Annotated in this window: 14 protein-coding genes; 11 read left to right on the forward strand and 3 right to left on the reverse strand. The window is 73.6% G+C overall.

Annotated features, from left to right (window positions below; translation table 11 throughout):
- Positions 1-38: 38 nt before the first annotated feature.
- Complete coding sequence (locus FHR78_RS04515; protein ID WP_166759260.1) at positions 39-554, reverse strand: ArsR/SmtB family transcription factor; 516 nt, start codon at positions 552-554, stop codon at positions 39-41.
- Positions 555-588: 34 nt separating this feature from the next.
- On the opposite strand from FHR78_RS04515, the gene FHR78_RS04520 reads away from it, so the two are divergent.
- Positions 589-2046: a TrkH family potassium uptake protein gene (locus FHR78_RS04520; protein WP_166759261.1), complete on the forward strand. Its 1458-nt coding sequence runs from the start codon at positions 589-591 to the stop codon at positions 2044-2046.
- Positions 2039-2710, forward strand: coding sequence for a potassium channel family protein (locus FHR78_RS04525; RefSeq protein WP_166759262.1), 672 nt, complete (start codon positions 2039-2041; stop codon positions 2708-2710). The genes FHR78_RS04520 and FHR78_RS04525 overlap by 8 nt, the downstream gene beginning before the upstream one ends.
- Positions 2711-2734: 24 nt before the next feature.
- Here FHR78_RS04525 and proC read toward each other — a convergent pair whose 3' ends face one another.
- Positions 2735-3586, reverse strand: a complete 852-nt coding sequence (gene proC / locus FHR78_RS04530) for a pyrroline-5-carboxylate reductase (protein WP_166759263.1) — start codon at positions 3584-3586, stop codon at positions 2735-2737.
- 42 nt (positions 3587-3628) lie between these two features.
- On the opposite strand from proC, the gene FHR78_RS04535 reads away from it, so the two are divergent.
- Complete coding sequence (locus FHR78_RS04535) at positions 3629-4591, forward strand: cation diffusion facilitator family transporter (RefSeq protein ID WP_166759264.1); 963 nt, start codon at positions 3629-3631, stop codon at positions 4589-4591.
- Here FHR78_RS04535 and FHR78_RS04540 read toward each other — a convergent pair.
- Positions 4588-5052, reverse strand: coding sequence for a nucleoside deaminase (locus tag FHR78_RS04540; protein WP_347878047.1), 465 nt, complete (start codon positions 5050-5052; stop codon positions 4588-4590). The two genes, FHR78_RS04535 and FHR78_RS04540, sit on opposite strands and share 4 nt — an antisense overlap.
- Before the next feature lie 56 nt (positions 5053-5108).
- Here FHR78_RS04540 and upp point away from each other — a divergent pair, with 56 nt between their 5' ends.
- The 8 genes from upp (at position 5109) to FHR78_RS04580 (ending at position 12695) form a co-directional block, all read left to right on the forward strand.
- Positions 5109-5741, forward strand: a complete 633-nt coding sequence (gene upp / locus FHR78_RS04545) for a uracil phosphoribosyltransferase (RefSeq protein ID WP_166759265.1) — start codon at positions 5109-5111, stop codon at positions 5739-5741.
- A 482-nt stretch (positions 5742-6223) separates the two neighbouring features.
- A complete protein-coding gene (locus tag FHR78_RS04550) occupies positions 6224-7003 on the forward strand; it encodes a winged helix-turn-helix domain-containing protein (RefSeq protein WP_166759266.1) in 780 nt (259 codons plus the stop codon).
- 349 nt (positions 7004-7352) lie between these two features.
- The gene (locus FHR78_RS04555; protein WP_166759267.1) at positions 7353-7874 is read left to right on the forward strand and encodes a MarR family winged helix-turn-helix transcriptional regulator; all 522 of its coding nucleotides are present in this window, start codon (positions 7353-7355) and stop codon (positions 7872-7874) included.
- On the forward strand, positions 7871-9256 hold the full coding sequence (locus tag FHR78_RS04560) for an FAD-binding domain-containing protein (RefSeq protein ID WP_166759268.1): 1386 nt from the start codon (positions 7871-7873) through the stop codon (positions 9254-9256). Before FHR78_RS04555 ends, FHR78_RS04560 begins: the two co-directional genes overlap by 4 nt.
- Complete coding sequence (locus FHR78_RS04565) at positions 9253-10707, forward strand: serine hydrolase domain-containing protein (RefSeq protein WP_166759269.1); 1455 nt, start codon at positions 9253-9255, stop codon at positions 10705-10707. Before FHR78_RS04560 ends, FHR78_RS04565 begins: the two co-directional genes overlap by 4 nt.
- A gap of 18 nt (positions 10708-10725) precedes the next feature.
- On the forward strand, positions 10726-11181 hold the full coding sequence (locus tag FHR78_RS04570) for a GNAT family N-acetyltransferase (protein WP_166759270.1): 456 nt from the start codon (positions 10726-10728) through the stop codon (positions 11179-11181).
- 51 nt (positions 11182-11232) lie between these two features.
- Entirely contained in the window at positions 11233-11790 is a 558-nt protein-coding gene (locus FHR78_RS04575; protein WP_166759271.1) for a TetR family transcriptional regulator, read from the forward strand.
- A 113-nt stretch (positions 11791-11903) separates the two neighbouring features.
- Positions 11904-12695 (forward strand): dienelactone hydrolase family protein, encoded by a 792-nt coding sequence (locus FHR78_RS04580; RefSeq protein WP_166759272.1) that lies wholly within the window; start codon positions 11904-11906, stop codon positions 12693-12695.
- Positions 12696-12724 lie beyond the last annotated feature (29 nt).

The raw sequence follows: 12724 nt of genomic DNA on the forward strand, positions 1-12724 counted from the left end.
GGCAACGGTCGGCCGCCCCGCCCGCAGCCGCTCGTCGCTCAGCGCCCGAGGCGCTTGCGGACCGGCTCGATGACGCGCTCGTCGAGGGCGCTCTGCGCGTCGTGCAGGGCCGAGGAGGCGCGGTGCTGCGCGTCGGCCGCGGCACGACCCAGCCCGCTCGCGAGGCCGGTCGCGTCGGGCAGCACCTCGGCGGCCCGGCGGATCGGCGCGGGCATGCTCGCGCCCGCCCAGGCGGCGAAGGCGCCGGAGGCGGCGGCGTCGCCGACCGCGTCGGCCCCGAGGAACGGGATGAGCCAGTCGTCGACGACCTCGAGCGGGCCGGTCTCGATGCCGTAGTAGCGGTGCTGCCCCTCTTCGCGCACGTGCACGAGGCCGGCGTCGCGGAGCACGCGGAGGTGCTTGGAGACCGTCGGCTGGCTGAGCCCGAGGGCCGTGACCATTTCGCCGACGCTCACGTCACCGGTGCGCGAGTCGGCGGAGACGTGGGCGTCGAGCAGGACCGAGAGCAGGTCCCGCCGCGTGCCGTCGGCGATCACGGCGAAGATGTCGGGCATGCAGCCACAGTAGTGACGACGGGCCGGATGTACCATGACGACCGTGACGCGCGCCTCCGTCGCGCCTCGGCGCGGACCTGCACCTGCGCCGACGAGCGTGTTCCGGCGCCTGTCGGACTGGGTCGACGACATCGGTCGGAAGTCGCCCGCGCGCTTCGCCATCCTCATCTTCACCGGGCTGATCCTCGTCTTCACGGTGGTGTTCTCGCTGCCGGTCTCGTCGGCGGAGCGCGCGGTCACGCCGCTCGCCGACTCGCTCTTCACCGCGGTCTCGGTGATCTGCGTCACGGGCCTGGCGACCGTCGACATGGCGACCCACTGGTCGCTCTTCGGCCACGTCGTGATCTTCGTCGGCGTGCAGATCGGCGCGATCGGCGTGCTGACCCTGGCGTCGATCATGGGCCTCGTCGTCTCGCGCAAGCTCGGCCTGCGCGCCCGCCTGATGGCCGCCGGCGACAGCAACCCGCTGCGCGCGCACGCCGGCCCGGTGCCCGAGGGGCAGGCGGTGCGCCTCGGCGAGATCGGCGGCCTGCTCACGACCGTGGCGCTCAGCTCGTTCGTGATCCAGCTCGTCATCGCCCTGCTGATGATCCCGCGCATGCTCGTCGACGGCATCCCGGTCGGCGACGCGGTGCTCGACAGCTTCTACTACTCGGCCATGGCGTTCACGAACACGGGGTTCACGCCGAACGCCGAGGGGCTGGCCGCCTTCGAGAACGACTACTGGTTCCTCAGCCTGATCATGGTCGGGGTGTTCCTCGGCAGCATCGGGTTCCCCGTCATCTACGCCCTCGCCCGCAACCCGCGGAACCCCCGTCGCTGGTCGGTGCACGTCAAGCTGACGCTGCTCACGACGGCGATCCTCATCGTCGTCGGCACGGTGCTCTACATCGTGCTCGAGTTCGACAACCCCGAGACCTTCGGCGACATCGAGGCGGGGCCGACGGTGTTCCAGTCGCTGTTCCTCAGCATGATGACGAGGTCGGGCGGCTTCTCGACGATCGACGTCGCCGACCTGAACGGGTCGTCCCTGCTGGTCACCGACATGCTGATGTTCATCGGCGGCGGCTCCGCGTCGACCGCGGGCGGCATCAAGGTGACCACCCTCGCCGTGCTGTTCCTCGCCGCGTTCGCGGAGGCCCGCGGCCAGCGCTCGATGGAGGCCTTCGGTCGCCGCATCCCCAGCGACGTGCTGCGCCTGGCGGTCAGCGTCGTGCTCTGGGGCGCCACGATCGTCGCGGTCTCGAGCGTGGTCATCATGCACATCACGAAGGAGCCGCTCGACCACGTGCTCTTCGAGGCGATCTCGGCCTTCGCGACCTCCGGGCTCAGCACGGGGCTCACCGAGCGCCTGCCCGACTCGGCCAAGTACGTGCTCGCCGTCACCATGTGGATGGGCCGCGTTGGTACAGTGACGCTCTCCGTCGCCCTGGCCGCCAGCCAGCGACGCCAGCTGTTCACGAGAGCCGAGGAGCGACCGATCGTTGGTTGACAGGATCAAGCACGACGCGCCGGTGCTCGTCATCGGCCTGGGCCGGTTCGGCGCCGCGACCGCGGGCCAGCTCGAGCGTCAGGACCGGGACGTCCTCGCCGTCGACACCGACGCCGGGCTCGTGCAGAAGTGGGCCGACCGGGTCACGCACGCCGTGCAGGCCGACGCCCGCAGCATCGACGCCCTGCGGCAGATCGGCGCCCAGGACTTCTCGATCGCCGTCGTCGCCGTCGGCTCGTCCATCGAGGCGAGCGTGCTCATCACGGCCAACCTCGTCGACCTCAAGGTGCCGCAGATCTGGGCCAAGGCCATCAGCCAGTCGCACGGCAAGATCCTCGCCCGGATCGGCGCGAACCACGTCATCTACCCCGAGCGCGAGGCCGGCGAGCGCGTCGCGCACCTCGTCTCGGGCCGCATGCTCGACTACATCGAGTTCGACGACGCCTTCGCCATCGTCAAGATGTACCCGCCGAAGCCGGTGCGGGGCGCCTCGCTGGCCGCCTCGAACATCCGCACCAAGTACGGCGTCACCGTCGTCGGGGTGAAGAGCCCGGGAGGCGCGTTCGTCGAGGCGACGCCCGAGACGGTCATCAGCAACCACGACCTCATCATCGTGTCGGGCGACAGCCGCACGATCGAGAAGTTCGCGGGCCTCGAAGGCTGAGGCCCGCCCTCACCGCCCTCGGGCTCAGCGCCCCTCGGCGATCTCGCGGTTGCGGGCGAGGGCGGCCTGCGCGGCCCGGCCGAAGAGGTCGACGAGGTCGCCGCGCTCGAGCTCGGCCACGGCTCGCTCGGTCGTGCCGCCGGGGCTCGTGACCCGTCTGCGCAGCTCGGCGGGCGCCTCCTCGGCCGGGGCCAGGTCGCTCGCGGCGAGCAGCTCGCTCGCTCCGCGGAACGTGCCCTGCACCAGGGTGGCCGCCTGCGCGGGCGTGAAGCCCAGGCCGACCGCCGCCTCCTGCAGGGCCTCGATCAGCAGGTAGACGTACGCGGGGCCGGAGCCCGAGATCGTGCTGAGGGCGTCGAGCTGCGACTCGGGCACGACGACGACGTCGCCGACGACCTCGAAGAGCCGGCGGGCGAGCGCGAGGTCGTCGTCCGACGACCGCGAGCCGGCACTGAGGCCGGTGACTCCGAGCCCGACGTGCGACGGGGTGTTGGGCATGGAGCGCACGACGGCCACCGAGGCGGGCAGCGCGCGCTCCATCGTGGCGGTCGTGACGCCCGCGGCGAGGCTGACGACGACGGCGTCGGGCTCGAGCGCGGGGGCGATCTCGGCTAGCAGGTCGACCACCATGTGCGGCTTGACGCCGACGAGCACGAGTCGCGCGCCGGCGACCGCGGCGGCGTTGGCCCCGGGGTCGGTCTCGGTGGCCAGCGAGACGACGCCGTCCCGGCGCAGGGGGCCCGCCTTGGCCTCGGTGCGGTTCGTGGCGCGGATGCCGCCGTCGACGACGACGTCGGGGCCGAGCAGGCCCGCGAGGACCGCGCCTCCCATCGATCCGGCTCCGAGGACGGCGGTGGCGGGGAGTGTCGTGACCATGGGGCCATCCTAAGATCGACCCGAGACTCGAGGAGACCCCACATGAGCACGTCCGGCGGCAACAAGGCGATCTTCGCGGCGCTCGGCGCCAACCTGGGGATCGCGGTGACGAAGTTCGTCGCCTGGTTCTTCAGCGGCTCGTCGTCGATGCTCGCCGAGGGCGTGCACTCGCTGGCCGACTCGGGCAACCAGCTGCTGCTGCTGCTCGGCGGCCGGCAGGCCCGCAAGGCCGCCGACGCCGACCACCCGTTCGGCCACGGTCGCGAGCGCTACGTCTACGCGTTCGTCGTCTCGATCATCCTGTTCAGCGTCGGCGGCGTGTTCTCGCTCTACGAGGGCGTCGAGAAGCTGCGCGAGCCGCACCCGCTCGAGGTGCCGTGGCTGCCCGTGCTGGTGCTCGCCATCTCGCTCGGCCTCGAGGGCTTCTCGCTGCGCACCGCGATCAAGGAGGCGCGCCCCGCGAAGGGCGCACAGAGCTGGCCCTCCTTCATCCGGCGCGCGAAGGCCCCCGAGCTGCCGGTCGTGCTGCTCGAGGACGCGGCGGCGCTGCTCGGCCTGAGCTTCGCCATGATCGGCGTCGTGCTCACCTGGGTCACCGGCGACGGCGTGTACGACGCGATCGGCACGCTCGCCATCGGCCTGCTGCTCGTGGCCGTCGCCGTCGTGCTCGGCATCGAGACGAAGAGCCTGCTCGTCGGCGAGGGCGCCTCGGCCGGCGACGTCGAGGCCATCCGCACGGCGATCACCGCGGGGCCCGAGGTCGAGCAGATCGTGCACATGAAGACCCTCTACCTCGGCCCCGACGAGCTGCTCGTCGCGGTCAAGGTCGCCATGGACGGCCGCACGGTGCTGCGCGACGTGTCGGCGGCCATCGACGCGGTCGAGGCGCGCGTGCGCGAGGCGGTGCCGATCGCCCGGGTCATCTACGTCGAGCCCGACGTGTGGCACGAGCCCGGCCGGGTCGACCCGCCGACCGACGCCATCGTGATCCGCGCCGCCGACTAGCGCCGCTCGGCGAAGAAGGCGTCGAGCTGGGCCCGGCACTCGGCCTCGCGGACGCCGGCGAACACCTCGGCCCGGTGCGGCAGCCTGCGGTCGCGGAGGATGTCGTAGACGCTGCCGGCGCCTCCTGCCTTGTCGTCCCACGCGCCGTAGACGACCCGCGGCACCCGGGCGGCGAGGATCGCCCCGGCGCACATCGGGCACGGCTCGAGCGTGACGACGAGGGTCGTGCCGGTGAGGTGCCAGTCGCCCGTGTGCCGCGCCGCGGCCCGCAGGGCCAGCACCTCGGCGTGCGCCGTCGGGTCCTGCAGCAGCTCGCGCTCGTTGCGGCCGGTGCCGATCACCCGGCCGTCGGCGTCGAGGACGACCGCGCCGACGGGCACGTCGTCCGAGACGCGGCAGCCCTCGGCCTGGGCGAGGGCGTCGCCCATCCACGCCTCGAGCTGCGACGGGACGAGGGGCACGGCGACGCTCCAGGGGCAGGACTCGCGGGCCGGTCGACTCCGCTACCGTTGAGCCTATGCGAGTGCACGTAGCGGACCACCCCCTCATCACCCACAAGCTGACCGTGCTCCGCGACAAGAGCACCCCCTCCCCCACGTTCCGGGCCCTCACCGAAGAGCTCGTCACGCTGCTCGCCTACGAGGCGACGCGCGACGTGCGCACGACGCCCGTCGACATCGAGACGCCGGTCGGCCCCACCACGGGGCTCGCCATCAGCCAGCCCCGGCCCCTGGTCGTGCCGATCCTCCGGGCCGGCCTCGGCATGCTCGAGGGCATGACGAAGCTCGTCCCGACCGCAGAGGTCGGGTTCCTCGGCATGGTCCGCGACGAAGAGACGCTGCAGCCGACCACCTACGCCGAGCGCCTGCCCGACGACCTCTCGAACCGGCAGTGCTTCGTGCTCGACCCGATGCTCGCCACGGGCGGCTCGCTCATCGCGGCCATCGACTACCTGCTCGACCGCGGCGCCGTCGACGTGACCGCCGTCTGCATCCTCGCCGCGCCCGAGGGCCTGGCAGCCGTCGAGAAGGCCATGGCGGGGCGCGACGTCCACGTCGTGCTCGGCGCCGTCGACGAGAAGCTCAACGAGCAGGGCTACATCGTGCCCGGCCTCGGCGACGCGGGCGACCGCCTCTACGGGCTCGCCTGAGCCGACCCGCACCACCGGAGCGCCCGATCCGGCCACGTCCCCGCGACGTGCGCACGGATCGGGCGCTCCGTCGTGTCACCTTGACAGCGGTCGTACGGCTGGCCGAGAATCGCACCATGACCAACCACGTGTTCGCTCCGACCTCCCTCGAGGCCTCCGGGAGCGCCGGCATGATGATGCCGATGCACGCGGTCATGTGTCGAATGTGTGCCTGACCCGGCCACACACCTCGCCGAGTCGCAGCTGCTGACACCGCCAGCTGAGCTCGCGTCCTGACCCGGACGTCGAGTCATCGACTCCCGGACGCTCCGCGTCGTCACCCGACGCGCGTCTGGACGGTGCACCGCACCGACTGCTCGTGACGCACGGCACCATCGCCGGCGGGATCGAGCACCGTCACACATCGAGCGCGACGCTCCCGCCCCTGGCCGACGCCGGGCGGGGAGGCGTCCCGTCGCCGTCCCGCAAGGAACCCGCCTGTCATGTCCCTCACCCTCGACCGTCCCGTCACCGCCGCCCGCACCGTCTCGCCGGCCCGCACCTCCTCCGCCGCCCCGCTCGACCGGCCCGCCACCGGGTCCGCGACCACCACGACCGCCGCCGCCCCGTCGTCGGCACCGGCCGCTCCCGCCACGACCCGCCCCCGGGCCCTCCCCGAGGGCACCGAGGCCCGTGGCTTCGCCCTCTACGTCGGCATCGACGAGGTGACCGCCGCCCAGACCGGCACCGAGCTCGGCGACATCGTCGCCCAGATCAAGGCCCTGGTGGCGCAGATCGCCCCGGCCGCCGAGACGCACGCCGCCGTCGCCATCGCCCCGACGGGCGCGGGCGGACGAGACGTCGACGTCGTCCGCCTCGCGCTGCAGGACCCGTCCGCCGTCGCCGCCCGGCGCCAGGCCGCCGAGGTCGAGGAGGAGCCCGGCGCCCGCGGCGGCGTGGTCGTCGACATCTCGCGCAAGCGAGTGCTGCTCGACGGCGAGGCCGCGAACCTCACCTACAAGGAGTTCGAGCTGCTGCAGTACCTCGTCCTGCGCGAGGGGCGCACGATCGAGCGCTCCGAGCTGATCGAGGGCCTCTGGGCCGACGGCGACGACGAGGTGCCGAACGAGCGCACCATCGACGTGCACGTCCGCCGGCTGCGCGCCAAGCTCGGCGCCTTCGAGGACGTCGTCCGCACCGTGCGCGGTGCGGGGTACCGCTTCGACCGCCACGCGGACGTCTCGATCCGCCACGCGTCGACGCCCTCGCCCGACCTGTTCTGAGTCCGCGTGACGGGGTACGCGGCGGGGTACGACGGACCTGCCGGGCCTCGCGGTCAGTTCCCAGGAAAATAACGTTTCGATAACTGGACGACCGTTACCGGGTCGTTATATCGTGAGCGGGTCGAGGTCGTTTGCTGTGGCGGCCGAGGCAGGATGTGATTGCAGGACAACTCTTGGTGCAAGGGATGAGGGCCGGTCGCTCAGCGACCGGCCCTCTGTCGTGTCCGGGCTCGTGTGCGGGCTCGTGTCCGGGCTCCGGGCTCGCTCGGCGCGGCCGCGGCGGCCCCCTGTCGGCCGTCGTCCCTAGACTCTCGAGAGGGCCGAGACGGCCGAGAGCACGAGGAGCAGCATGAGCGAGACAGCGGTGGCCGTGGGCGCCTGGGAGTCGCTCTTCCGGGCGCAGGTGACGGTGATGCGCGAGCTCAACGCGTGCTTCCCGACCGACGAGATCTCGTTCAACGAGTACGACGTGCTCTTCAACCTCTCGAACCAGCCGGGCCGCAGCGCCCGCATCCGCGACCTCACCCGGCACCTGCTGCTCACGCAGCCGAGCATCAGCCGCCTCGTCGACCGCCTCGCGTCGCGCGGCATCGTCGCGAAGCACAGCGACCCCGGCGACGGCCGCGGCATCATCGTGTCGATGACCGACGAGGGCTCGGCCCTGTACCGGCGCACGGCCGTCGACCACGCCGCCGCCATCGCCCGCCGGGTCGGCGGCAGCCTCGGGCACGACGAGCTCGTCGCCCTCACCGAGCTCTGCACCCGCCTCCGGGTCGGGCCGGTCGACCCCGACGAGACGACGCCCTCCCCCGGGGCCCACCACGACGAGGGCGCCGCCGTGTCGGCGTCCGGGACGGACGCGACCGCGTGACCACCGCCTCCTCGACCACGAGCCCCGCGATCGTCTGGCTGCGCGACGACCTGCGCATCACCGACAACCCGGCGCTGACCGCCGCCGTCGAGCACGGCGGACCCGTCGTCGTGCTGTACCTGCTCGACGAGGAATCGGAGGGCATCCGCGCCCTCGGCGGCGCGTCCCGCTGGTGGCTGCACCACAGCCTCGCCGCCCTCGCGCACGACCTCGGCGAGCTCGGCGTGCCGCTGACCCTGCGCCGCGGCGCCGCCGCCGCCGTGGTGCCCGCGCTCGTCGACGAGGTCGGCGCCGGGGCCGTGCACTGGAACCGCCGGTACGGCCTCGCCGCCCGCGAGGTGGACGCGGCCCTCAAGACGGCGCTGCACGACGACGGCGTCGACGCCCACAGCCACCAGGGCTCGCTGATGTTCGAGCCGTGGACGGTGCAGACCGGCTCGGGCGAGCCCTTCAAGGTCTTCACGCCGTTCTGGCGCGCCTGCCTCAGCCGGCCCGAGCCGCGCGAGCCGCTGCCGGCCCCCGAGCAGCTCACGCCGCTCGACGAGGCACCGGCCAGCGACGACCTCGACTCGTGGCAGCTGCTCCCGACGCGGCCCGACTGGGCTGCCGGCCTCCGCGACACCTGGACGCCCGGCGAACAGGCCGCCCTCGACGTGCTCGAGGAGTTCGCCACCGGCCACCTCGCCGACTACGGGCAGCGCGACGTCCCGTCGCAGGAGGCCACGAGCCGGCTGTCGCCGCGCCTCCGCTGGGGCGAGGTGAGCCCGTTCCAGGTGTGGCACCGCATGCAGAGCGACCTGCCCGCCGCCTCCCGCGAGCAGGCCCAGGGGTTCCTGCGCGAGGTCGTCTGGCGCGAGTTCAACCACACGGTGCTCTTCGCCAACCCGCACCTCGCGACGAAGAACTACCGGCCCGAGTTCGACGAGTTCCCGTGGGAGGAGCTGCCCGAGGCCGACCTGGAGCGCTGGCGACAGGGCACCACCGGCATCCCCCTCGTCGACGCGGGCATGCGCCAGCTCTGGACGACCGGCTGGATGCACAACCGCGTCCGCATGGTGACGGCGAGCTTCCTCGTCAAGAACCTGCTCGTCGACTGGCGGGTGGGCGAGCAGTGGTTCTGGGACACCCTGGTCGACGCCGACGAGGCCAACAACCCCGCGAACTGGCAGTGGACTGCCGGCTCGGGCGCCGACGCCGCCCCGTACTTCAGGGTGTTCAACCCCGAGCTGCAGGCGAGCAAGTTCGACGGCCACCGCAACTACGTGCGCGAGTGGGTGCCCGAGGTCGACGACGAGTCGTACCCCGAGCCGATGGTCGACCTGAAGCAGTCCCGGCGAGAGGCGCTCGACGCGTACGAGACCATGCGACGGACGACCGCATGACCGCCTCGCCCCGCACCTCCGGCATCGACGCCGTCTTCGACGCTCGTCGCCGCGACGAGAAGGCCCCCAGCGCCGTCTTCGCCACCTTCGACCACGACGGCGTCACGCACCACGGCAGCCGGGGCACGGTCGACGGCACCCCGTCGGGCGCGGTGCCCGGCCCGCACACCGCGTACCGCATCGCCTCCTGCACGAAGAGCGTGACGGCGACCGTGCTGCTCGCGCTGCGCGACGAGGGCCGGCTCGTGCTCGACGCGCCCGTCGCGCACTTCGTCCCCGCCTTCGCCGACGTCGAGCTGCCGACCCCCGACTCCCCCGTGCCGACGGTGCGGATGCTGATGACCATGTCGGGCGGGCTGCCGACCGACGACCCGTGGGGCGACCGCCAGGAGTCGATCACCGACGACGAGCTCGACGCCCTGCTGCGGGGCGGGTTGCGCTTCGACAGCGTGCCCGGCACCGCCTTCGCCTACTCGAACCTGAGCTGGGCCCTGCTCGGCCGTGTCGTCTCCGCGGTGACGGGCAGCCCCTACCGCGAGGTCGTCGAGCGCACCGTGCTCGAGCCCCTCGGGCTCACGTCGACCGGGTTCACCGTCGACGTGCCCGCCTCGGGCGGCCTCGCCGTCGGGCACCGCCGCGGCGACGACGGGTGGGAGGCCCTGCCGTTCTCGGGCCCCGGGGCCTTCTCGCCCATCGGCGGGCTGTTCAGCACCACCACCGACCTCGCCCGGTGGGCCCGCTGGCTGGCGTCGGCGTTCGACCCCGAGGGCCGCGGCGACGTCGACGGCGTGCTCAGCCGCGCCTCCCGACGCGAGATGCAGCAGGTGCACCGCTCCGTGCCCGGCGTCGGGGCGCACCCCGGCGGCTACGGCTTCGGCCTGTTCGTCGAGCACCACCCCGACTTCGGCACCGTCGTCTCGCACAGCGGCGGGTACCCCGGCTTCTCGGCGCACATGCGCTGGCAGACCGCGACCGGGCTCGGCGCCGTGGGGCTCGAGAACGCCACCTACGCGCAGGTGTCCGTGCCCGTGGCGCAGGCGCTCGACGGCATGATGGCCGACGCCGAGGAGGCGCGGGTCGTCGTGCGTCCCTGGCCCGAGACGCTCGCGGCGGCCGAGGCCGTCGAGGCCGTCGTGCGCGGCGGCGCCGTGCCCGACGGGCTGCTGAGCGAGAACGTCGAGCTCGACGTGCCGCTCGAGCGTCGCCGGCGGCTCTGGGCCGAGGCCGTCGAGTCGGTGGGCGGCCTCGTGGGCGTCCCCGGGGTCGCGACCGGCGCCTCCTCGATCGTGCGCGACGAGCCCGACGTGCCGGACGCCTCCTCGGCCGTGCCCTCGCACCGCGTCTGGCACCTGCCCGCCCGTCGCGGGTCGCTGCGCCTCGAGGTCCGCCTGACGCCCGAGGGCCGCCCGCGGGTGCAGACGATCTCGGTGCGGGCCGTCCCGGCGCGCTGAGGGCCCTAGCCTGTCCAGGTGACCGTCCAGTACCGCTCCTCCCCCGTCGCCGGCATCGACCCCGTGCGCCTCTACGACCTGCTGCGCCTGCGCGTCGACGTCTTCGTCGTCGAGCAGGAGTGCCCCTACCCCGAGCTCGACGGGCGCGACCTCGAGCCCGACGCCGTGATGCTCTGGGCCGAGGAGGACGACCAGGTGCTCGCCACCGTCCGCCTGCTCGTCGACCACGCCGACGACGGGATGCGGATCGGACGCGTCGCGACCGCGGCCGCCGCCCGCGGCCGCGGACTGGCCGCCGACCTGATGCGCGTGGCGCTCGAGCGCTGCGCGGGCCGCCTCGTGCGGCTCGACGCGCAGGCGCACCTCGAGGGCTGGTACGCCCGGTTCGGGTTCGTCGTCGACGGCCCCGGGTTCCTCGAGGACGGCATCCCGCACGTGCCGATGTCCCGCTCCGTCCCCGACGCCACGGACTGACGGTCTCGGCGGGGCGCCCCGCCGGCGACCGCGCCCGCCTACACTCGGGCCATGGAACGCCGTCCGACCCCGCCCCGTGAGCGCATCCTCCAGGCCGCCCGGAGCGAGTTCGCCGCGCTGGGCCTCTCCGGCGCCCGCATCGACACGATCGCGCGCGAGGCCGAGGCGAGCAAGGAGCGCCTCTACGCGCACTTCTCGACGAAGCGCGACCTCTTCGACGTGGTGCTCGGCGAGAGCATCGACCGCTGGCTGCGCGCCATCCCCTTCGACGCCCACGACCTGCCCGGCTGGGCCCGGCGGCTCTACGACCACCTCGCCCTCAACCCCGACGACGCCCGCATGCTGCTCTGGGGCCAGATCGAGGGAGCCTCGCTGCCGAGCCCCGGCGTCGTCGACCACGACCAGCTGGAGGCGCGGCGGGCGGCGGTGCAGGAGGCCCAGCAGACGGGCGACATCGCCCCGGGCTGGAACGCCGACGAGCTGCTCACCATGGTGTTCGGCGTCGTGCTGGGCTGGTTCGTCACCCCCGCGGCGACCAACCTGCACGGCGGGCCGCACGAGCGCCGGTGCCTCGTCGTCGAGCAGGCCGTGCGACGGCTCGTCGGCTGACCGCCGCCGGCGTACCGCGGGGCGACGCGCGCCTCGTCGGGGTGCGGGCGCCCTCGGGGGCCGACCCGCGCCTCCTCGGCCCCGGCCGGTCGGGCCCGAGTAGCGTCGCCGTCGTGACCACCTCAGAGCTGCTGCCCGACCTGTCTCCCGACCTCCGCACCGTGCTCGACACGGTGCCCGACACCGGCACCGTCCAGGGCGGCGACGTCGTCTGGGACGACCGGGGCACGCCCCTCGAGGGCTGGCTCGCGACGCCCGGCGAGGCGTCGGACGAGCTGCGGCCCGCCGTGCTCGTGCTGCACGACTGGTTCGGCGTCGTCGACCACGTCAAGGTGCGGGCGACGATGCTCGCCCGCCTCGGCTACGTGGCCCTCGCCGGCGACGTCTACGGCCAGGGCGTGCGACCCGGACCGGCGGAGGCCGGGGCCCAGGCCGGCGCCTGGTACGGCGACGTGCCCGCGTTCCGCGCCCGCCTCGCCGCCAACCTCGAGCGGCTGCGGGCCGAGCCCGGCGTCGACCCGTCGCGCATCGCCGTGATGGGCTACTGCTTCGGCGGCTCGGGCGCGCTCGAGCTCGCCCGGTCGGGCGCCGACGTGGCCGCGGTCGCGTCGTTCCACGGCGGGCTCGGCACGGCCCTGCCCGCCGAGGAGGGGGCGGTCCGCGCCCCGCTGCTCGTCATGACGGGTGCGGCCGACCCCGTCGTGCCGGACGACGCCGTCGTCGGGTTCGAGGACGAGCTGCGCGCCGCGGGCGCGCCCGACTGGCAGATCGTCAGCTACAGCGGCGCGATGCACGCGTTCGCCGTGCCCGGCACCGACTCGCCCGACCACGGCGCCCAGTACCAGGCCGTCGCCGACCAGCGCTCGTGGCGGCAGCTGCAGGCGTTCCTCGACGAGGTGCTCTAGGCGACCCGGCCGGGCGGCGCGGCCGGGCG

Source organism: Frigoribacterium faeni (genome assembly GCF_011761235.1).
Lineage (GTDB): Bacteria > Actinomycetota > Actinomycetes > Actinomycetales > Microbacteriaceae > Frigoribacterium > Frigoribacterium faeni_A.

What these genes read in the sequence shown, in the direction of transcription:
- FHR78_RS04515 (WP_166759260.1), bottom strand. Translation starts at nt 554, where the DNA reads ATGCCCGACATCTTCGCCGTGATCGCCGACGGCACGCGGCGGGACCTG.
- FHR78_RS04520 (WP_166759261.1), top strand. Translation starts at nt 589, where the DNA reads ATGACGACCGTGACGCGCGCCTCCGTCGCGCCTCGGCGCGGACCTGCA.
- proC (WP_166759263.1), bottom strand. Translation starts at nt 3,586, where the DNA reads ATGGTCACGACACTCCCCGCCACCGCCGTCCTCGGAGCCGGATCGATG.
- FHR78_RS04535 (WP_166759264.1), top strand. Translation starts at nt 3,629, where the DNA reads ATGAGCACGTCCGGCGGCAACAAGGCGATCTTCGCGGCGCTCGGCGCC.
- upp (WP_166759265.1), top strand. Translation starts at nt 5,109, where the DNA reads ATGCGAGTGCACGTAGCGGACCACCCCCTCATCACCCACAAGCTGACC.
- FHR78_RS04550 (WP_166759266.1), top strand. Translation starts at nt 6,224, where the DNA reads ATGTCCCTCACCCTCGACCGTCCCGTCACCGCCGCCCGCACCGTCTCG.
- FHR78_RS04555 (WP_166759267.1), top strand. Translation starts at nt 7,353, where the DNA reads ATGAGCGAGACAGCGGTGGCCGTGGGCGCCTGGGAGTCGCTCTTCCGG.
- FHR78_RS04565 (WP_166759269.1), top strand. Translation starts at nt 9,253, where the DNA reads ATGACCGCCTCGCCCCGCACCTCCGGCATCGACGCCGTCTTCGACGCT.
- FHR78_RS04575 (WP_166759271.1), top strand. Translation starts at nt 11,233, where the DNA reads ATGGAACGCCGTCCGACCCCGCCCCGTGAGCGCATCCTCCAGGCCGCC.